General features: G+C 68.6%; 18 protein-coding genes. 16 read left to right on the plus strand and 2 right to left on the minus strand.

Annotated elements, in window-relative coordinates:
* The first annotated feature begins 79 nt into the window (after positions 1 to 79).
* Positions 80 to 1,336: a THUMP domain-containing class I SAM-dependent RNA methyltransferase gene (locus AC1DJH_RS17010; RefSeq protein ID WP_478186469.1), complete on the plus strand. Its 1,257-nt coding sequence runs from the start codon at positions 80 to 82 to the stop codon at positions 1,334 to 1,336.
* Here the strand turns inward: AC1DJH_RS17010 and AC1DJH_RS17015 are convergent.
* The gene (locus AC1DJH_RS17015; protein ID WP_472125256.1) at positions 1,322 to 1,789 is read right to left on the minus strand and encodes a surface-adhesin E family protein; all 468 of its coding nucleotides are present in this window, start codon (positions 1,787 to 1,789) and stop codon (positions 1,322 to 1,324) included. The genes AC1DJH_RS17010 and AC1DJH_RS17015 overlap by 15 nt on opposite strands.
* 125 nt (positions 1,790 to 1,914) lie before the next feature.
* On the opposite strand from AC1DJH_RS17015, the gene AC1DJH_RS17020 reads away from it, so the two are divergent.
* The 15 genes from AC1DJH_RS17020 to AC1DJH_RS17090 all read left to right on the plus strand — a co-directional run bounded on the left by AC1DJH_RS17020 (position 1,915) and on the right by AC1DJH_RS17090 (position 17,979).
* Entirely contained in the window at positions 1,915 to 2,346 is a 432-nt protein-coding gene (locus tag AC1DJH_RS17020) for a putative toxin-antitoxin system toxin component, PIN family (RefSeq protein WP_478186470.1), read from the plus strand.
* Positions 2,347 to 2,726: 380 nt separating this feature from the next.
* Entirely contained in the window at positions 2,727 to 3,665 is a 939-nt protein-coding gene (locus AC1DJH_RS17025) for an AraC family transcriptional regulator (RefSeq protein ID WP_478186471.1), read from the plus strand.
* Between the two features lie 144 nt (positions 3,666 to 3,809).
* Positions 3,810 to 4,115, plus strand: coding sequence for a Flp family type IVb pilin (locus AC1DJH_RS17030; RefSeq protein WP_435439024.1), 306 nt, complete (start codon positions 3,810 to 3,812; stop codon positions 4,113 to 4,115).
* 39 nt (positions 4,116 to 4,154) lie between these two features.
* On the plus strand, positions 4,155 to 6,062 hold the full coding sequence (locus AC1DJH_RS17035; protein ID WP_472125248.1) for a pilus assembly protein TadG-related protein: 1,908 nt from the start codon (positions 4,155 to 4,157) through the stop codon (positions 6,060 to 6,062).
* Positions 6,063 to 6,099: 37 nt separating this feature from the next.
* Positions 6,100 to 7,071 (plus strand): hypothetical protein, encoded by a 972-nt coding sequence (locus tag AC1DJH_RS17040; RefSeq protein WP_478186472.1) that lies wholly within the window; start codon positions 6,100 to 6,102, stop codon positions 7,069 to 7,071.
* The gene (locus tag AC1DJH_RS17045) at positions 7,071 to 7,793 is read left to right on the plus strand and encodes a hypothetical protein (RefSeq protein ID WP_478186473.1); all 723 of its coding nucleotides are present in this window, start codon (positions 7,071 to 7,073) and stop codon (positions 7,791 to 7,793) included. The genes AC1DJH_RS17040 and AC1DJH_RS17045 overlap by 1 nt, the downstream gene beginning before the upstream one ends.
* An 11-nt stretch (positions 7,794 to 7,804) precedes the next feature.
* Positions 7,805 to 8,026, plus strand: a complete 222-nt coding sequence (locus AC1DJH_RS17050) for a hypothetical protein (protein ID WP_435439028.1) — start codon at positions 7,805 to 7,807, stop codon at positions 8,024 to 8,026.
* Positions 8,027 to 8,032: 6 nt separating this feature from the next.
* Positions 8,033 to 8,998 (plus strand): Flp pilus assembly protein CpaB, encoded by a 966-nt coding sequence (gene cpaB, locus AC1DJH_RS17055; protein ID WP_478186474.1) that lies wholly within the window; start codon positions 8,033 to 8,035, stop codon positions 8,996 to 8,998.
* An 82-nt stretch (positions 8,999 to 9,080) separates the two neighbouring features.
* Entirely contained in the window at positions 9,081 to 10,688 is a 1,608-nt protein-coding gene (locus tag AC1DJH_RS17060) for a type II and III secretion system protein family protein (protein ID WP_478186475.1), read from the plus strand.
* A gap of 20 nt (positions 10,689 to 10,708) precedes the next feature.
* Positions 10,709 to 12,352, plus strand: coding sequence for an ATPase, T2SS/T4P/T4SS family (locus AC1DJH_RS17065; protein ID WP_478186476.1), 1,644 nt, complete (start codon positions 10,709 to 10,711; stop codon positions 12,350 to 12,352).
* A complete protein-coding gene (locus AC1DJH_RS17070; RefSeq protein WP_478186477.1) occupies positions 12,349 to 13,206 on the plus strand; it encodes a type II secretion system F family protein in 858 nt (285 codons plus the stop codon). The genes AC1DJH_RS17065 and AC1DJH_RS17070 overlap by 4 nt, the downstream gene beginning before the upstream one ends.
* Before the next feature lie 19 nt (positions 13,207 to 13,225).
* Positions 13,226 to 14,116, plus strand: coding sequence for a type II secretion system F family protein (locus AC1DJH_RS17075; RefSeq protein WP_472125232.1), 891 nt, complete (start codon positions 13,226 to 13,228; stop codon positions 14,114 to 14,116).
* A gap of 17 nt (positions 14,117 to 14,133) precedes the next feature.
* Positions 14,134 to 14,481: a DUF192 domain-containing protein gene (locus AC1DJH_RS17080; protein WP_435439034.1), complete on the plus strand. Its 348-nt coding sequence runs from the start codon at positions 14,134 to 14,136 to the stop codon at positions 14,479 to 14,481.
* Between the two features lie 22 nt (positions 14,482 to 14,503).
* Positions 14,504 to 15,703: a TadE/TadG family type IV pilus assembly protein gene (locus AC1DJH_RS17085; RefSeq protein ID WP_478186478.1), complete on the plus strand. Its 1,200-nt coding sequence runs from the start codon at positions 14,504 to 14,506 to the stop codon at positions 15,701 to 15,703.
* The gene (locus tag AC1DJH_RS17090) at positions 15,703 to 17,979 is read left to right on the plus strand and encodes a spermidine synthase (RefSeq protein ID WP_478186479.1); all 2,277 of its coding nucleotides are present in this window, start codon (positions 15,703 to 15,705) and stop codon (positions 17,977 to 17,979) included. Before AC1DJH_RS17085 ends, AC1DJH_RS17090 begins: the two co-directional genes overlap by 1 nt.
* Positions 17,980 to 18,009: 30 nt before the next feature.
* On the opposite strand, the gene AC1DJH_RS17095 is transcribed toward AC1DJH_RS17090, so the two are convergent.
* Positions 18,010 to 18,918, minus strand: coding sequence for a BUD32 family EKC/KEOPS complex subunit (locus tag AC1DJH_RS17095; protein WP_435487925.1), 909 nt, complete (start codon positions 18,916 to 18,918; stop codon positions 18,010 to 18,012).
* Between the last annotated feature and the right edge of the window lie 25 nt (positions 18,919 to 18,943).

Genomic DNA, 18,943 nt, shown 5'->3' on the forward strand with positions numbered 1-18,943 from the left:
GAATTGACTATATAGAGAAGGACTGTGACGCGGCGACAATGGAGCCCCCGAGTCGGGCTTCCCGATAGCGAAATTTCCCGTGAACGATCTCTCCTTATTCCTGCCTTGCGCCGCCGGCGTCGAGGAATTCCTCGCCCAGGAGGTCCATGCCCTGACCGGCCGCGCCGGGCAGGACCTGCTCACGCTGCGCGGCGGCGTGCGCGTGCGCGCCGACTGGCGCGACGCCCTGAAGCTCAACCTGCACAGCCGGCTTTCGCAGCGCGTGCTGGTCGAACTGGCCCATGCGCCCTACCGCAACGAGAACGACCTGTACGCCATCGCCAACGGCGTGGCCTGGGAGATCTGGTTCACGCCCAAGCAGACCTTCAAGATCGAGACCACCGCGCAGCACAGCCCGCTGCAGAGCCTGAACTTCGCCACCCTGCGCATCAAGGACGCCATTGCCGACCGCTTCCGCGCCAAGGCCAACGGCGTGCGCCCCAGCATCGAGACGCAGTGGCCCGACTGCCGCGTCTTCGCCCACCTGACCACCGAGACCTGCACGCTCTACATCGACACCTCGGGCGAGCCGCTGTTCAAGCGCGGCTGGCGCCAGGACAAGGGCGACGCGCCGCTGAAGGAAACCCTGGCCGCCGCCATGCTGGCCGCCAGCGGCTGGTGGAACCCCGAAACCGGCGACGTGTCGGCCCAGCCGCTGTACGACCCGTGCTGCGGCAGCGGCACCATCGCCATCGAGGCGGCGCAGATCGCGCGCGGCATCGCCGCGGGTTCGCTGCGGCGCTTCGGCTTCGAGAAGCTGCTGCCGTTCCAGCCGCACGTGTGGACGGCCATCAAGCAGGAAGCCGACGCGAAGGTGCGCGAGGGCAGCGTGGCGATCTTCGGCTCCGACGTGTCGCACCGCATGGTCGATTTCGCCGAACGCAATGCCGAGCGCGCCGGCGTGGCGCAGGCCATCGAGTTCCGCGGCGGCGACGCGCTGCAGCGCATGCCGCCGGTCGAGGCCGGCGTGATCATGCTCAACCCGCCGTACGGCGAGCGCATCGAGGTGGGCGGCGTGGCCGGGCCGGGCCGCTCCGGTGCGCGCGAATCGGCGCAGACCGCGCAGACCGCGCAGGGTGCGGGCGGAGAAGAAGGCGACGGCGGAGAGTTTTTTCCGCAGCTCGCCACCCACTGGAAGAAGAACTACGCCGGCTGGACCGCCTGGGTGCTCACGCCCGACCTGAAGCTGCCCAGGCAGATGCGCCTGAAGGAGTCGCGCCGCGTGCCGATGTGGAACGGCCCCATCGAATGCAGGCTGTTCCGCTTCGACATGGTGGCCGGCTCAGCGCGGAAGTAGCTCGCCCTCGGCCGCCGGCGGCGCTTTCGGCTCCCTTGGCCGCACGCTGCAGGCCGCGTTGACGGTGCGTCCCGCCAGGTCGCGCGGCGCGTTGCCCAGCGTCATGGGGCGCACGTCGTCGTCGGCGAAGTGCCGCACCGCGATGGGCTCGCCCACGAAGTTCGGCTGCCCGAAGTAGGTAGCGCTCACATAGCGCGCGTTGCGCGCCGCGCAGTCGACGTCGACCCTGGCGTCGAACGACCGGAACACGATGCCGTCGCGCGTGGTGCGGTCCTGCGCCAGGCTCAGGCGCAACCTGACGGTGCGGTGCGCGCCGTCGACTTCGACGCTGGTCGGATCGACCTGCACATAGCTGTTGCCTGCGTCGCCCGGCGAACCCACCAGGGTCAGCCACTCGGCCCGGGCACCCGCGCAGGCGAGCAGGGCGAGGCAGAGTAGCGGAAGTCGTTTCATGAAAGAAGAAATAAGAGGCTGGAAGGCGGGAGGGTACGGCCGCAGGCATTGTCCGCCCGCGAACCGACACCAGCCTGACGCGACCTCCCGATGGTGCAACATCGGGAGTATTCCCCCCACATTCCATGACGTTGACAGAACCCGCCCCCGTCGTCATCGACACCAACATCGCGCTCGACCTGCTGGTGTTCGACAACCCCGACTGCGTGCCCCTGCGCGCCGCGCTCGCGGCCGGCGCACTGCGCTGGCTCGCCACCGCGCCGATGCGCGGCGAACTCGCGCGGGTGCTCGGCTACCCGCTCATCGTGAAGCGCCTCGCGCAGCGGCAGATGGCTGCGGCCAGCGTGCTCGAAGCCTTCGACGCACGCGTGCATCTGGTGGCCGACACGCCGCCGCGTGCACCGTGCGTGTGCAAGGACCCCGACGACCAGGTGTTCATCGATCTCGCGGTCGCGCAGCGTGCGCGGCTGATCAGCAAGGACCAGGCGGTGCTCGCGCTGCGCAAACGTTTGGCTGCGCACGGCGTGGAGGTGCGGGCGGTGCTGGCAGCGGCCTGAACCTTCGTGGACGAGCGAAAAAAACTGACTTTGCGACGGCATCGCAACGGCTTCTAGACAACCACGGCCCGCACGTCTACTGAGCGGCAAATCACAGAGGGAGTTGCCGTTGCCCCAGCTGTCTAGACAACGCCGGCAGGTGTGCATGCCGCCTGCAGGACGCGCTTGCCATGCGCGCATATCTTCTGCCGTCGATCGCATAGGGTCTGGCAATTGCATGGCCCCGCCACTATCGTCCGGCGCGCCGAAGTGGTTGACGCACACCTCTTGCGGGCCCGTGTGAAGCGGGCCATGCCGACTTCGAAGACCGCGACCGTTTGCAGCGCTTTCGCGCCGTGCATCCGAGCGCTGCAAATGCCTTCCGTCCTTCAAGAAAAGTCATGCCGAGTTCACACCAGCGATCGCCGCGCCAACTGTTGCCCGAGCTCGAAGTCGAGCTCGCCCGTTCCACCGAACTGGGCTACGAACCCTCGGAAGAGGTAGGGCTGGTGCGCTGTCTCGAGCACGGCTTTCCCACGCCGCTGGCGCGCTGGCACTGCCACGAGGAGTACGAGCTGCACCTGATCGTGGCAACGTCGGGCCAGGCCTTCGTGGGCGACTGGATCGGATCCTTCGACCCCGGGCACCTCGTGCTGTGCGGCCCCAAGCTGCCGCACAACTGGATCTCGCTGGACGCGCCCGCCGAGGGCGTGGCGCAGCGCGACCTGGTCATCCAGTTCCTGCACGACCCGATCTTCGAAGCCGCCGAGCGCATTCCCGAGCTGCAGGAAGCCGTGCGCATGCTCCAGCGCGCGCGCTACGGCATCGAGTTCTTCGGCATGGCCGCGTGCGCGGAACAGCACTGGCACCGGGTGAAGGACGCGCGCGGCCTGAAGCGCTTCAGCCTGTTCTGCGACTTCCTGGCCGACATGGCGCAATGCACCGACTACCGCCTGCTGTCGGGCATGCAGACCGACGGGGAGAACCCGCTGGAAGCCATCAACGACATCGTGACGCGCATCGCGAGCGAACCCGCCAAGGACGTGAGCGCGGCCGACATCGCCGCGGAGCTCGGCATGAACGCGGGGCGCTTCGGCAGGCTGTTCCGGCGTGCCACGGGCCACAGCTTCCTGAGCTACGTGAACCAGGTGCGGGTGAACAAGGCATGCCTGCTGCTCATGCACAGCGACCGCTACGTCACCTCGATCTGCTACGACGTGGGGTTCAACAACGTGTCGAACTTCAATCGGCAGTTTCTCGAAATCAAGGGCGTGACGCCCACGGAATTTCGCAGGCAGAGCCAGCTGCGATTGGAGGGTGCAACGAGTTCCGCGAACTAAAGACCGCGAATTTCTTACGCCCAGTTGCAAACTGTTTCGCGAAAGTTATTTCGTATCGGCAATCGCAAAAAGTGTATCGAACGCAGTGCGAGAGCGTCCCTACGATCCGGCTGTCCTTTCAGCCACCTTTCAGGAAACTCTCTCATGCAAACACTTCGTCTGACCTCGCTGAGCCGCCGTATCGCCTCGCACATCAAGATCCGCGGCCAAGGCATGACCGAGTACCTCGTGATCCTCGGCCTGATCGCCATTGCCGCCATTGCGGTGTTCAGCTTCTTCGGCCAGACCATGCGCAACCAGGTCGCCGGCATGGCGCAGGAAGTGGGCGGCAAGACGGGCTCCGCGGAAGTCACCAACGCACAGACCGCCGCCGGCAAGGCTTCCACCAATGCCCAGGTCAACATGAACATGAGCACCTACACCAAGGGCGGGGCGGACGGCGCGAAATAAGCAGCGCGCCACACATCACGGCCTGACCGACATCGCGTGATGCCCCCAGGTAGCGCTTCGCTCCCCCTGGCACCCGCCCACGCGCCCACGCGCCGGCGCCAGTCGGGCCAGGCGATCGTGTACCTGGTGGCGATGCTGCCGATCATCTTCCTGAGCGTGCTGGTGGTCTACAACACCGCCACCTCCACGCGCGAGAAGATGAAGCTGCAGAACACGGCCGACGCAACCACCTACAGCGCCAGCGTGCTCACGGCGCGCAGCCTCAACTACCTGGCCTACACCAACCGCGCGATGGCCGCCAACGAGGCGGGCATCGCCACGCTGGCGAGCGTGCAGACCTCGGTGGCCATGCTCATCACCAGCGCGGCCAACATCCAGGAGGGCCTGGTGGTCGCCGAGGGCCTGAAGGGCGCGCGCAATCTGGAGAAGGCCCGCCTGCCGGTGGTGGGCCCGATCTTCCTGCTGGCGTGGTTCAACAACTTCCTGCGCGCGCAGCGACTGCAGCGCACGGCCGACCGCATCGCCAGCTTCGTCGAGCCCTCGGCCAAGCCGCTGCAGATCGGGGTCGACCTGCTGCGCGTGCTCAACCAGGGCATCTCCGCCAGCCAGGCTGCCATGCTCGTGGGCACCACGGCGCAGCTGCCCCAGCTCGTGAAGGACGTACTCAACGCCAACGACCCCGACGCGTCGGTGCCGCCGGCGGAAACCGCCATCTTCGTCACCAAGTTCGTGGCCGACGTGGGGCTCTATCTCAAGAGCTATCACCAGTCGGGCAGCGTCACGTTCAACGACGACGAATTCAACGAGGTGCTGCGCTTCGCGCATGCCGCGCAGGCCACGCGCGACGACTGGACCAAGAACCGCCGCTTCCTGCCCGACATCGGCAACTGGATCGCCACGGGCCTGTCGGGTGCCATGCAGGGCATGATTTCCGGCAGCCCGACCGCGCCGCCGGGCCTGGCCGACATCACCGGCGACATGATGGGCGGGCTGCTCGAGTGGAAGGGCGGCACCGAGATCGTCGCCACCGAAGGCCTCCCCGGCGACGAGACCGGCCGCATCCGCTGGCAGTCGGCCGATTCGATCGAGATCAAGCTGCCCCTGGGCGTGCTCTACACCGACATCTTCGGCCTCAGCGACGCGTTTCGCGGCCGCTTCGGCCTGGGCGCCGGCGCCGCCGCCGCGGGCGGCCCCAACTACAGGAGCAGCTGGGAAGGCCAGCGACTGACCCTGCGCACCTACAGCCGCGAAGGCCGCACCTACGGCGGCCTGAACCGCGAGGTGGGCGACACCGCCTACATGGAGCGCGACTCCTTCGACAACGCGTCGCGCGACAAGGACGGCGGCATCCTGCCGGGCACCTGGCCGGTGCTGGTGTTCAACGCCAAGCTGCACTACAGCCCGCGCACCGACATCGGCACCAGCTTCACGAAGAACTGGGCCATGCCCCGCTTCGTCGACATCAAGGACCATCCGCCGATGGTGGCCAACGAGTCCGACAACTGGCTCGCCGAAAACGGCTTCAAGGGCGCCAACCCGCTCAAGTGGGGCAAGAACACCGACAAGGGCCCGGCGTTCACGCTCGTGGTGCGAAAGGGCGGCGACAAGGTGCGCACGGGCGAGGTCGCCGGCTTCGGCAACTCCGCGGCGGACGGCAAGGCGGGCCTGCGCGACAACTTCCAGGGCCGCGAGATCAAGGCGGTGTCGACCTCGCAGATCTACTTCCGGCGGCCGCAGGACCGCTGGGCGCGCCGGGACAACGCGGTGTCCGATCCGGCGTCGATCGGCAAGTACAACGTGGGCTTCGCCGGCGGCTACATCGAGCACCGCAGCCTGTTCAGCCCCTACTGGCATGTGCACAACGTGGAGCCCTCGCTGTGGGCACGCGCCATCGCCATGGGCGGCGCGGCCGTCAGCGGCTCGCCCGACGAAGACAACGGCAACTGATGAAGGACGCCCGCGCATGACCCGCCAGCATCGACGCATGCCACTACGCCTGGCGCGTGCAGGCGCTGCCGCCGTCGCCGGTCACGCCATGGTCGAGACCCTGCTCATCGTGAGCTTCGCGGCCGTCACGCTGGCGGCAATTCCGGCGATTGCCGAGTACGGCACCAAGCGCATGCAGACCGTGGCCGCCGCCAGGCTGGTGGCCTGGCAGCGCACCGTGTGGATGCCCGAAGCGCAGGGCATCACGGCCGAGGAAGCCAAGGGCGCATCGGGCGCCATCAAGAAGACCGATGCCGAAGTCACGCGCGACCTGCGCCGCCATATCTTTCGCGACCGCACCGAGCCGGGCATTGCCATCCATGCGGCGAACATCGCCGAGTTCGAGCCGCTGGCGCCGCCCATCGACTACCGCACCACGGCCGTCACCGCATCGAGCACGGCCGCGCCCATGCCGTCGCTGCTGAATGCAAGCGACGTGGTGTTCAACGGCATCCGGGAGGCGCAGGCCGCGCTGGGCTCCAACGTGATCACGGGCTCGCTGAGCAAGTTCCAGTTCGTGAACAGCGGCTACATGCGCCACGAAGTGAAGGTGAGCCAGACCAACACCAAGTTCGACCTGGTGCCGGCGCTGGACATGAGCGAGCAGGTCACCATGCTCACCGAAGCCTGGAATGCCGGCGGCACCAACCGCGAGGAAAGCAAGATCGACGGCCTGGTGCCCATGAAGCTGCTCGACAGCGTCTTCTACCAGCAGCTGCGCGGCGGCATGCACCAGACGGCCTACCAGATCAAACAGGTCTATCCCGCCTTCGACATGAACAACCTCACCATGGGCTTCACGCCGGGCGATGCACTCGAGAAGACGCCGCTGGACCGCTTCGAGCGCATTCCGGCCGGCGCGACCGGCGAGACCGGCGGCGACGGCACGGGCAACGGCGCCAGCGTGAAGGACCATTTCCGCTACTACCGCGCCTTTCCGCCGACGCCCGTGGTCAACACGCTGCCCTGATGAGCCTGCCCGCAACGCTCCTGCGATGGATGTTCGCCGCCGCCTGGCTGTGCCTGTGCGGCGCGGCCGCCGCGGCACCGCCGCAGCGCGACTGGCCCGCCATTCCGTGGCCCTCGGGTGCCAAGGTGTTCTGGATCGCCGAGTACCTCGAGCAGAACACCGTGCCCATGCAGATCCGCGGCATCGAGTCGACGGAACCGGTGGCGGCCGTGTCGCGCTACTACGAGAAATGGCTGGCCGACAAGATGGGCTACGGCGTGAGCACCGTCGGCCCCCTGCGCGTGCTCGGCGCGCGCTTCGGCGAGTACCAGGTCACGGTGCAGCTGCGCGCGGGCCCGTCGGGCACGGTGGGCCGGCTGGTGGCCGCGGTGGTCTACGACAAGGCCGGGAGCGAGCAGGCCATGCAGGAGCGCGCCGAGCGCATCGGCAAGGGCTTTCCGCGCCCTGCCGGCTCGCAGGTGGTGTCGGACACGCTCTCCTTCGACGAGGGCCAGCGCAACCGCACCATCGTCGTCACCAACGGCGTGAGCGTGGAGACCAATGCGCTCTACCTGCGCGAACAGATGGTCCGCCTGGGCTGGTCGCTGCTGCAGGACCGCACCGTCGAGGGCGGCCTGCGCTCGGCGCTGGTGTTCCGTCGCAACAGCGAGGAGATGGTCGTGACCATCACCCGGCGCGACGACGCCTACTTCATCGTCGCCAGCCAGACCACGCCGGAATGAGCGCGCGCGCCATGCACCCCCGTCACCGCCCGCGCCAACGCCGTCCTTCTCCTTCTTCCCGCCGCGCCCAGCGCGGGCAGGTCATCGCCGAATACGTGATCGTCGCCGGCATCCTGGCTGTGATGCTGTTCGCCACCTTCCCCGGCTCCGACCGCTCGGTGATCGCGCTGCTCATCAAGGCCTTCCGCGATGCCTGGGCGACCTATTCGTACACCCTTTCCTATCCTTTGTAGCCAGGCATGAAATCATCTCCGGGACTTCTGAAGTTCAAGCAAAGCGTCAAACGGCTGTCCCCTCTCATCGGTGCCCTGATGCTCGGCCTGCTGGCCGCGGGCCTGGGCTGGTACTACCTTCGGGCCAGCGAGCGCGAAATTGCGGCCAGCCTGGAGAAGGACGCCGACAGCCAGCGCCGCGACGTGGTCGTGGCGCGCCAGGCGCTGGGAGACGGCACCACGGTGCTGCCCGGCATGGTGGCCAAGCGCTCGGTGCCCAACGAGTACGTGCACAACGACGCGCTCACGCCCGAGACCTTCGCGCAGTTCGCGGGCCGCCAGCTCACCGTGCCGGTGGCCGCCGGCAAGCCGCTGCTCGCGTCGTTCTTCTCCACGCCGCGCAAGGTCTTCGCGCAGGAGATCGAGCAGGGCGTTCGCGCCATCACCATTCCGGTGGACGAGATCAGTTCCATCTCGGGCATGCTGCGCGCCGGCGACCGCATCGACTTCATGTATGTGGTCGAGAAGACCGCCGCCAACGATCCCTCGGTGGTGATCCCGCTGCTGCAGGACGTCGAGGTGCGCGCCACCGGCCAGATCACCTCGGAGCAGTTCGCCTCGATGCGAAAGCGCGCCGACGTCTCGGCCGACACCGACCCCTATGCGCAGCAGCGCTACTCCACCGTCACCGTCGCCATCCAGCCGCAGGACGCGCAGAAGCTCATCCTGGCCCAGCGCCTGGGCAAGATCATCGCCACGCTGCGCAACCCCGACGACCGCGCCACCATGACCAGCGGCGTCGATGCCGTCGACCTCGACGCCATCGTGGCCGGTTTCAGGCCGCAGCGTGCGCGGCCGATGGTCGCCAGCGGACCTGCGCGGCCCGCGAGCCCCGGCGTCGAATACATCGTCGGCGGTTCGGGCAACCGGGGCATACCTGGTGCGCCCGGGCTGGGCGCCATGCTGCCGACGGGCGACGCCTTGCCGCGCTGAAGCCCCATCGCCCCGAACGCCGCCCCACTTCGCCTTCTTCGCCTTTAGGCGTGCCCGTTTTATTGATTTCCAGAAAAGTTCGATGAATCTCAAGCGATGCTCCCTGGCAGCGACGGCGCTGTGTCTTGTCTTCCAGGCCCAGGCCCAGGGTCCGTACCCCGGCATGCCCGCAGTACCCTCGTTGCCCCTGGGCACCGTGGCGCCCGCGCCCTCGGCGCAGCCCTCGGGCGCACCGGGCGCCACCGGCGCCACGGGTTCGGGCGGCGGCGAACGCTCGCCCGGCATCCGTGCGGCCGCGCCGCCGCCGCCGGCCTCCATCACCGAGGGCGAGCTGGCGCGCATCGCGGCGCGCGCCACGGTGATGCAGCGGCTGCCCGACACGCTCACGCTCTACGTCGGGCAGATGGTGCTGGTCAAGATGCCGGGCGTGGCGCGCGTGGCCATCGGCAACGGAAAGATCATCGAGGCCCGCGTGCTCGACGGCGCCAACATGCTCATCACCGCGCAGGACGCGGGCGACAGCACGCTGCATGTCTGGGACAAGAACGGCACCGTGCGCAAACTGAAGGTGCGCGTCAACGTGGTCGACCTGGACCGCATCGCCGACGAGTTGCGCGAGATCACGCACGGCATCTCGGGCGTGAACATCCGGCGCATCGGCGAACGCATCATCATGGACGGCAACAGCCTGGACCCCGCCGCGGTCGAGCGCCTGAACACCGTGGCCCACCTCTATGCGCCCGCGGTGGTGTCGCTGGCCACGGCCGAGCGCATCCGCGTGGACCGCATGGTCGACATCCAGGTGCGCATCGTGGAGTTCAGCAAGACCGCGCTGGACGACCTGGGCGTGCGCTGGCAGACCGGCGGCGACGGCTTCAACTTCGGCCTGTTCTCGGACATCGCCTCCAGCGGCAGCTACCGCATCCTGCCCGACGGCTCGGCGTTCAACGGGGCCAACACCGCCAACCTGCTGAGCCAGAACCGCCGCACGCCGGAGGCCTACTTCGGCATCGGCCTGAGCCTGACCTCGCGCATCAACCTGCTGGTGCAGCGCGGCAACGCCTTCCTGCTGGCTTCGCCCAACCTCTCGACGCGCAGCGGCGGCGAGGCCAAGTTCCTGGCCGGCGGCGAAATCCCGCTGCCCGCGCTCAGCACGCAGGGCGCCGGCTCGGTGGAGTTCAAGCCCTACGGCGTGCGGCTGAACATCAAGCCGATTGCCGACGGCGAAGGCAACGTGTCGGGCAGCATCCTCACCGAGGTGAGCAGCATCGACCGCAGCGTGGCGGTGCAGGGCATTCCGGGCCTGCTGATCCGGCGCACCGACACCGAGTTCAACGTGAAGGCCGGCGAGACCATCGTGCTGTCGGGCCTGCTGAGCCGCGAGTCCACCCGCTCCAGCGACGGCGTGCCGGGCCTGCGCAAGGCGCCGATCATCGGGCGCGCCTTCCGTGCCGACAACGACACCGACAAGGAACAGGAGGTGGTGGTGTTCATCACGCCGCGCGTGGTCGGCCCGGCGGACAGCCGCACGCGCATCGAGCGCGCGCGCCAGCTGGAGCAGGACGTGGGCAGCAACTTCGGCACGCTGACCGAAGACAGGTCGGACCCGCGCGGCGAGCGCCCGCCGCCCGCTGCCGCCGACATCGGCGGCATCCCCGCCGGCACGCCCGGCCAGCCCGTCGCTCCCTGACTCCCCGAGGCTCCATCGCCATGCACAAGGTCTTCGTCAATTCTCCGCAGCAGGGCGTGCGCGAGGTCCCGATCGACGTCGCTGAACTCCAGGTCGGCAAGGACAGCACCAGCCACATCGTGCTGTCGGGCTGGAACGTCGCCAAGCTGCATGCCCAGTTCGTGCTGCACGACGAGGAGGTGTTCGTGCAGGACCTGGGCAGCCTCTTCGGCACCTGGGTCGACGGCAACCGCGTCACGCGCTTCGGGCCGATGAAGGGCGGCGAGGAAATCATCATCGGCGGCCACACGCTGGTGGTGTCGCTCGACGTGGCGCTCAGGCCGGCGGGCAGCGACCCGCAGGACGCGGCCGATGCCGCGCAGATGGCCGAAACCTCGCTGGCCATCGAAGACCCGCTGCTGCAGTGGCGGCGCACGCTGCACCGCACCCTGCTGCAGCAGCTGGACAACCGCCGCATCGACACCGCGCAGATGAAGGACGAGGAGCTGCGCTCCAACATCCGCGCGCTCATTGCCGAGATCATTCGCGACACGCGCGAGCTGCCGCCCGAGCTCGACCGCGCCCTGCTGAGCCAGCAGCTGCTCGACGAAGCCATCGGCCTGGGCCCGCTCGAAGTGCTGCTCAAGGACGAGAGCGTGACCGAAGTGATGGTCAACCGCTTCGACGAGATCTGGATCGAGCGCGCCGGCCGGCTGGAGCGCACCAACGTCGCCTTCACCAGCAACATCGCGGTGCTGGGCGCCATCGAGCGCATCGTCACGCCGCTGGGCCGGCGCATCGACGAGAGCTCGCCGATGGTGGACGCGCGCCTCAAGGACGGCTCGCGCGTGAACGCCATCATTCCGCCGCTGGCCCTGCGCGGGCCCAGCATGACGATCCGGAAGTTTCCGAAGAATCGCATGGGCCACGAGGGGATGATCCGCACCGGCTCCATCACCGCGCAGATGGTGGAGTTCATGCGCATCGCGGTGGAAGAAAAGCTCAACATCATCGTCTCGGGCGGCACCGGCACCGGCAAGACGACGCTCTTGAACATGGTGTCGAACTTCATTCCGCCCAACGAGCGCATCGTGACCATCGAGGACGCGGCCGAGCTCTCGCTGGGCCAGCCCAACCTGGTGTCGCTCGAATCGCGTCCGGCCAACATCGAGGGCAAGGGCGCCATCGCCATTCGAGACCTGGTGCGCAACTCGCTGCGGATGCGGCCCGACCGCATCGTGGTGGGCGAGTGCCGCGGCGGCGAGGCGCTGGACATGCTGCAGGCCATGAACACCGGCCACGACGGCTCGCTCACCACGCTGCACAGCAACTCGCCGCGCGACGCCATGTCTCGCCTGGAGGTGCTGGTGACCATGGCCGGCATGAACATTCCGGTGGCGGCGATCCGCGAGCAGATCGCCTCGGCGGTCGACCTGATCGTGCAGCTTACGCGCTTTCCGTGCGGCAGCCGCAAGGTCACGCAGATCACCGAGATCACCGGCTTCGCCGACGGGATGATCCAGATGCAGGACGTGTATGCCTTCCGCAAGACCGGCGTGGACGAGTCGTTCAAGACCGTGGGCCACTTCACCGCCGCCGGCACCGTGCCCGAGTTCTTCGCGCGCCTGCAGGAGCACGGCCTGAAGCTCGACCTGGAATACCTCTTCGGGGAGACCGTGCCATGAAGGGAATGATCCTCTTGGCCTCCGTGCTGTGCGGCATGGGCTTCATCACGCTGTGCGGCTACCTGCTGCTGCAGCGCTCGCCGGAGCTGGTCGGCAAGATGATGACCAGGCTGCAGGCGAGCGGCCGCCGCACGCTGAACCTGTCGGAGTTCCAGGCGCAGCATGCGGTGGCTTTCGCATCGGGCCATGCCTTCCTGGTGGCGCTGTGCGGCGGCATCGGCTGGCTCATCTCGGGCAACCTGATCGGCGGCGTGGTGGCGGCGGTGGTGCTCTACCTGCTGCCGGCGCGCTGGTTCGCCTGGCAGCGCAAGAAGCGCAGGCAGCAGATCGAGTCGGAGCTGCCCGATGCGCTGCTCTTCATTGCCAGCGCGCTGCGCGCCGGCAGCGCGCTGTCGGTCGCCATCCAGGTGCTGGTGCGCGACCAGGTGGGGCCGCTGGGCCAGGAGTTCGGCCTGGTGCTCAAGGAGCAGCGCCTGGGCGTGAGCTTCGACGATGCCATCCAGAAGATGTCGCAGCGCCTGGGCATTCCGGACTTCGTGCTGGTGGTGGTGGCGTTGCGCGTATCGAAGGAAGTGGGCGGCAACCTGTCGGAGCCGCTGCAGGTGCTGGCCGAGACGCTGCGCCGCAAGGCCATCCTGGAAGGCCGCATCCAGGCGCTGACGGCGCAGGGGCGCATCCAGGGCCTGGTGATGACGCTCTTTCCGCTGCTGCTGATGGGCGTGCTCTACCTGATGCAGCCCACCATGGGCCTGCTGTTCTCCACGACCATCGGCTGGGTGGTGCTGACCGTGATCGCCATCATGCTGATGCTGGGCTACGCCATGATCCGAAAAATCGTGGCCATCGATATCTGAGAAGCAGGGGGCTTGCACCATGCGTTCACTCATCCTCCTGGCCATCATCTTCCTGTGCGCGACCACGGGCGTGATCCTGCTGCTGTACATGGTCTCGCTGATCCGCAAGGCCAGGCCTTCGGAGCGCACCCACATGGACCCGCTGCCGCGCATGCTGCGCCTGGTGTGGCCGGTGGTGAACATCCTGCAGTTCCATGTGTCGGAGATCGCGCCCACCTCGATGCTGGTCAAGCGCAAGCGCCAGCTGCAGCTCGCGGGCCTGGAGTTCGTGCTGAGGGCCGAGGAGTTCATCGCGGTGCAGTGCGTCTCGATGCTGGTGGTGGCCGCGCTGGGCCTGTGGACCGCGGGCCTGCTCGATGCGATGGCGGGCACCAAGGTGTGGGTCACGCTCGCGTCGTGCGTGGTGGGGTGGTACTACCCGGTGATGTGGATGCGCGACCGCCGCAAGAAGCGCGAGAAGGACATCCTGCGCACGCTGCCGGGCTACCTGGACATGATCACGCTGTGCTGCCAGGCCGGCCTGAGCCTCACCGGCGCCATTGCGCAGGCGGTGCAGAAGGGCCCGGGCGGCGCGCTGGGCCAGGAGTTCGACCGCATGATGCGCGAGATGCGCACCGGCGCGAGCCGCATGGACGCGCTCAATGCGCTGGCCGACCGGCTGGACAACAAGCACATCAAGAGCCTGGTGTCCAACCTCACCCAGGCCGAGTCGCTCGGTGCGAGCCTGGCCGACACGCTCTCCGCCATTTCGGACCAGCGCCGCACCGAGCGCTTCCAGATGGCCGAGAAGCTCGCCATGGAAGCGCCCGTGAAGATGATCGGGCCGCTGGTGATCTTCATCTTCCCTGTGACCTTCATCATCATCTTCTTCCCGCTGGTGATGCAGTTCCTCGAAACCCAGAAACTCTGAAGCCCCGAACTCGTTCCATGCGCATCGTCTCCCTCCGGTCCCGATCCCCCCAGGCCCAGCCCTTCGGTCCCGTGCGCGTGGCCGAGCGCGGCTGGGACCGCACGCGCGGGCTGCTCGGGCGCCCGCGCCTGTCCGCCTGCGAAGGCCTTCTGATCACGCGCTGCCGCTCCGTGCACACGGTGGGCATGCGCTATCCGATCGACGTCGTCTTTCTGGACCGGCACGGCGGCATCGCGCGCGTGGTCGAGGGCCTGCGCCCGATGCGCATGGCCATGTGCCTGGGCGCGGCCAGCGTGCTCGAACTGGCCGCCGGCCAGGCGAGGCGGCTGGCGCTGCGCCCGGGGTTGCAGTTGTCGGGCTGGTGAACACACTCAGGAGCAGCGGGCCATGCCATCCACTCTTCACACGCGCCGCCGCGCGAAGCAGCCGCGGGCGCAGCGCGGCGCCTCCATGACCGAGACGATGATCGCGCTGCCGGTGCTGATTCTTTTCGTGATGTGCGTGGTGCAGTTCGGCCTGATCTACCGCGCGCGCCTCACGCTGGAGTACGCCGCGCACGAGGCCGCGCGCGCGGGCTCGCTCAACAACGGCATGCCGCTGCCCTTCGTGTTTCGCATCGGCAACTCGACCGCGCCGGGGCTGGGCACGCTCAACAGCGCCGCGCTGGAGCTGACCACCAACGCGCTCACGCGCGGCAGCGTGTGGCAGGGGCTGGTGAAGGGCATGATGCCGCTGAACGTGCGCGACGCCAGCGTGGGCGGCATGTTCAAGGGCTGGGTGGACACCAACACCGACCTGATCCAGTCGGCCTGCATCGAGTACCTGAACCCCACGCAGACGTCCTTCGTGGACTGGGCCTTCGTCGAGAACTTCGGCGAGAACCGCTGGATCGTGCAGATCCCCAACGACACCATGCGCTACCGCAAGCCGCTGCCCTACGACTTCAAGGCCAAGGCCATGAGCACCACCGCGGGCATCGGCGATCCGTTGCCGCCCGACGCCGAGCTGCGCGGCAACGTGTCGAACAAGACGCTGGGCGAAGCCAGCGTGCTGCACCTGCGGGTGCACTACGGCTACCGGCTGGGCATTCCGGTGGCCAACAAGATCATCCTCACGGCGCTCAAGGGCTACCAGTTCGTGGGCGAGGCGTGGTTCAAGCTGCTGTCGGTCGACGGTGCCACCGCGCCGGGCACCGACTTCCGCCTGAACCAGCTGGACGCCTACTACATCGCCAACGGCAAGATCCCGCTGGCCGCCGACGGCGTGGTGGGCATGGAGTCGCCGATGTACTGGCATCCGTTCTATTCGTTCGGACCCAAGAGCGACCGCAGCATCGACCTGCAGTGGGACCCGGCGTGGAGCAACAACATCGGCATCAACGTGCTGGAGAAGCCGCAGGACGCGATGACCAACATCTTCGCCTTCGTGCGCAACAACAGCACCGAATGGGCCTCGCAGCTGACGGCCAAGGGCATCGACGCGCTGGCCGACAAGGTGGGCGACGGCAACTCCTTCTGCCCGGCCATCTGGGACGGTTCGGTGAAGGGCCAGCTGGACAAGGTGCCCAACCCGGGCAACCCCGGCTGATGCGCACGGCCGCGAACGCTGCTGCACAGGGTGGGCGCGCGCTGGCGCTGTGCGCATCGACGATCTTCGTCTCGGCCTTCCTGCTGTTCCTGGTGCAGCCGCTGATCGCGCGGCAGATCCTGCCGTGGTTCGGCGGCTCTGCCGCGGTGTGGACGCTGTGCCTGGTGTTCTTCCAGGTGGTGCTGCTGCTGGGCTACTTCTATGCCGACCGGCTCTCGCGGCGGCCGCTGCGCACGCAGGCCGTGGTGCATGCGCTGCTGCTGCTGGCGGCCTGCGCGATGCTGCCGGTGATTCCCGATGCGGCGTGGAAGCCAAGCGGGCAGGGCGACCCGGCGGCGGGCGTGCTCGCGGTGCTGGCCGCCACCATCGGGCTGCCGTACCTCGCGGTGTGCACCACCGGGCCGCTGGTGCAGAGCTGGGTCGCGCGGCTGCATGCGGGCGATGCGCCGCGGCAGGCGAAGGTGTATCGGCTGTTCGCGCTGTCGAACCTCGCGGCGCTGGCGGCCCTGGTGGTGTACCCCTTCGTGCTGGAGCCGGTGTTCGCGCTGCGTGCGCAGGCGGTGGCGTGGTCGGCAGGCTTCGGGCTGTTCGCGGTGCTGGCGATCGTGTCGGTGGTGGCCGTGGGCAAGGCACAGGCCGCGCAGACCGGGGCCCCTGCGGCCGCGACATCGGCCTCGGCCTCGGCCGCCCCCGCGGTGCCGCTGTCGTGGGCCGACCAGCTGCTGTGGCTGGTGCTGGCCGCGCTCGGCACGGTCGCGCTGCTCGCGGTGTCGGCCTTCGTCACGCAGGACATCGCCTCGGTGCCCATGCTGTGGATCGTGCCGCTCGCGCTGTACCTGCTGAGCTTCGTGCTGTGCTTCGACAGCGACCGCTGGTACCGGCGCTGGTTGTTCTGGCCGGCGGTGCTGTTGCTCACGCCGGTGATGGGCTGGTACCTGAACACGCCGCAGCGCTCGCTGCCGATCGCCGCGGCCATCGGTCTCTTCTGCGCGGGCCTCTTCGCGATCTGCATGTTCGCCAACGGCGAACTGGCGCGTGCGCGGCCCGGGCCCGCGCGGCTCACGCGCTTCTACCTGCTGCTGGCGCTGGGCGGCGCGGTGGGCGGCATCTTCGCGGGCGTGGCCGCGCCGCATTTCTTCAACGGCTACTGGGAGCTGCCGGCGAGCCTGGCGGTGCCGGGGCTGGTCATGCTATGGCTCTCGCGGGCGCGCCAGCAATGGGTGTGGCTGGCGTTCGCGTTCGCCGTCGTCGTGGGCTTCGCGGCGTTCCTGAAGATGGATGCGGTCGCGGTGTCCCTCAACGTGTTGTATGCGTCGGTCGCTGCGCTGGCCTGCTTCGCGGCGGGCTACACCGCATGGCGGGCACGCTCATGGGCGGCGGGCGCCGGCCTCTTCGGCGCGCTGGCGTCGGTGGCGGTGGCCTGGCTCTCGGTTTCCTCCGTGCTCGAGGCAGACAACCGCACGATGCTGCGCGTGCGCAATTTCTACGGCGCGCTGCGCGTGGAGCAGTTCGGCATTCCGGGCGCGCTGACCGCATCGCGCCGGCTGATGCACGGCGTGATCTCGCATGGCGAGCAACTGCAGGGCGCGGTGCAGCGGCGGCTGGCGAGCACCTACTACGGGCCGAAGTCGGGCGGTGGCCTGGCGCTGCTCACCCACCGAGGCGTGACGCAGCGCGTGGGCGTGATCGGTCTGGGCGTGGGCACGCTCGCGGCCTACGGGCGCGCCGGGGACACGCTGCGTTTCTACGAGATCAACCCGCGGGTGACGGCGGCGGCGCGTTCGCATTTCACCTATCTCGCCGATTCGCCCGCGAAGGTCGAGATCGCACAGGGCGATGCGCGGCTGCTGATGCAGCAGGAGCTCGATGCGCAGGGTTCGCAGCGCTTCGACGTGATCGTGGTCGACGCCTTTTCGGGCGATGCGATTCCGATGCACCTGATGACGCGCGAGGCGCTGGCGCTCTACGGCAAGCACCTGCTGCCCACGGGCGTGATCGCTTTCCACATCAGCAACCGGCATCTGAAACTCGCGCCGGTGGTCAAGCGCCTGGCCGAGGACGCGGGCATGCAGGCGGTGCGTGTCCAGTTCACGCCCGTGCCGGGCAATCTCACGCTCGAACACGCATCGGAGTACGTGCTGCTGACGCGCGACCCGGGCTTCCTGCAAGACCCCGTGATCCGCGAGCGCGGCGAAGCCATCGATGCCGGCGGCGTCTCGACCTGGACCGACGATCACAGCAACCTGCTGGCTGCGCTGCGTTGGGCCGAGCGCTGAACTGAAGGTCGCGCCTGCGAACGGCCGGGATCAGGCGGCCGGTGCTGTGTCGTGCCACTGCCCCAGCAACCGCGCCACGGCCCGCACGCGCTGCGTGTCGCGGCCCCAGCGGCGGCTGGCCGGCAGCTTCTGCGCCCACCGCATGCGGCGCGCCGCGTTGGCGATGCGCTCGCGCACTTCGCCGCTCACCCCTGCCAGCGCCGCGTGCCAGTGCTGGCCCGCGGCCTGCGGCGCGGCGGCCTCCAGCATCATGGCGGTGGAGTGCAGGTAGCTGAGCCAGTCGCGTGCCTGGCACTCGGCCAGCGTCATCACCTCGGCCGGGTCGTCCTCGAAGTCGATGTAGCCGATCACGCCGTCGGGGCACTGCACGAGGTTGCGGTCGAAGGCCTGGCTCAGGTGCTGCCCGCACACGTGCACGGCGGCGATGGCGGCCAGGCCTTCGCGCCACACGGCGAGCAGCGCGGCGGGGCCGGCGGCCGCGGCCTGGTCGAGCCGCTCCTGCAGCACCACGGTGGCACGGCCGCTTTCGCCGAGGTCCGAGATCAGCAGGCCGTCGGGCTGCTGCGCCAGCACGGTGGGCACACGCAGGCCGGCGGCCGCGAGCTGCTTCAGCCGCCGCGCCTCGGTGGCGATGGCCGCCTCGCCGCCCGGGTTGGGCACGGGCTTGATGATGTCCAGCCGCACCATGCGCGCGACCGCCGCCATCACGCGGTAGCCCCACTTGCCGTGCCGGGGGCCGGCCTTCTTGAGCCACACGCGCTCACTGCCGAAGCGGTGGCTGGCCACGTTCTTCTGCTGCCGGGGCAGCGTCACGCGCAAGAATTCCGCGTAGTCGCCGGGGGCCGGCGTGCGCGCCAGTGCGTCGAGGGGCGCGGGCGCCGAAGCGGCGCCCTTGCGCGATTGCAGGCGCGCGTTCGCGCCTCGTTTCAGTGGATTCATCAGATCGGTACCTCCGCACTGCGTG

The sequence above is a fragment of the Variovorax sp. 10N412 genome (assembly GCF_056394985.1).

Excerpts from the sequence above, each read along its gene's own strand:
- AC1DJH_RS17015 (WP_472125256.1), bottom strand. The coding sequence starts at position 1,789 with ATGAAACGACTTCCGCTACTCTGCCTCGCCCTGCTCGCCTGCGCGGGT.
- AC1DJH_RS17020 (WP_478186470.1), top strand. The coding sequence starts at position 1,915 with ATGACGTTGACAGAACCCGCCCCCGTCGTCATCGACACCAACATCGCG.
- AC1DJH_RS17025 (WP_478186471.1), top strand. The coding sequence starts at position 2,727 with ATGCCGAGTTCACACCAGCGATCGCCGCGCCAACTGTTGCCCGAGCTC.
- AC1DJH_RS17030 (WP_435439024.1), top strand. The coding sequence starts at position 3,810 with ATGCAAACACTTCGTCTGACCTCGCTGAGCCGCCGTATCGCCTCGCAC.
- AC1DJH_RS17035 (WP_472125248.1), top strand. The coding sequence starts at position 4,155 with ATGCCCCCAGGTAGCGCTTCGCTCCCCCTGGCACCCGCCCACGCGCCC.
- AC1DJH_RS17040 (WP_478186472.1), top strand. The coding sequence starts at position 6,100 with ATGCCACTACGCCTGGCGCGTGCAGGCGCTGCCGCCGTCGCCGGTCAC.
- AC1DJH_RS17045 (WP_478186473.1), top strand. The coding sequence starts at position 7,071 with ATGAGCCTGCCCGCAACGCTCCTGCGATGGATGTTCGCCGCCGCCTGG.
- AC1DJH_RS17050 (WP_435439028.1), top strand. The coding sequence starts at position 7,805 with ATGCACCCCCGTCACCGCCCGCGCCAACGCCGTCCTTCTCCTTCTTCC.
- cpaB (WP_478186474.1), top strand. The coding sequence starts at position 8,033 with ATGAAATCATCTCCGGGACTTCTGAAGTTCAAGCAAAGCGTCAAACGG.
- AC1DJH_RS17060 (WP_478186475.1), top strand. The coding sequence starts at position 9,081 with ATGAATCTCAAGCGATGCTCCCTGGCAGCGACGGCGCTGTGTCTTGTC.
- AC1DJH_RS17065 (WP_478186476.1), top strand. The coding sequence starts at position 10,709 with ATGCACAAGGTCTTCGTCAATTCTCCGCAGCAGGGCGTGCGCGAGGTC.
- AC1DJH_RS17070 (WP_478186477.1), top strand. The coding sequence starts at position 12,349 with ATGAAGGGAATGATCCTCTTGGCCTCCGTGCTGTGCGGCATGGGCTTC.
- AC1DJH_RS17075 (WP_472125232.1), top strand. The coding sequence starts at position 13,226 with ATGCGTTCACTCATCCTCCTGGCCATCATCTTCCTGTGCGCGACCACG.
- AC1DJH_RS17080 (WP_435439034.1), top strand. The coding sequence starts at position 14,134 with ATGCGCATCGTCTCCCTCCGGTCCCGATCCCCCCAGGCCCAGCCCTTC.
- AC1DJH_RS17085 (WP_478186478.1), top strand. The coding sequence starts at position 14,504 with ATGCCATCCACTCTTCACACGCGCCGCCGCGCGAAGCAGCCGCGGGCG.
- AC1DJH_RS17090 (WP_478186479.1), top strand. The coding sequence starts at position 15,703 with ATGCGCACGGCCGCGAACGCTGCTGCACAGGGTGGGCGCGCGCTGGCG.
- AC1DJH_RS17095 (WP_435487925.1), bottom strand. The coding sequence starts at position 18,918 with ATGAATCCACTGAAACGAGGCGCGAACGCGCGCCTGCAATCGCGCAAG.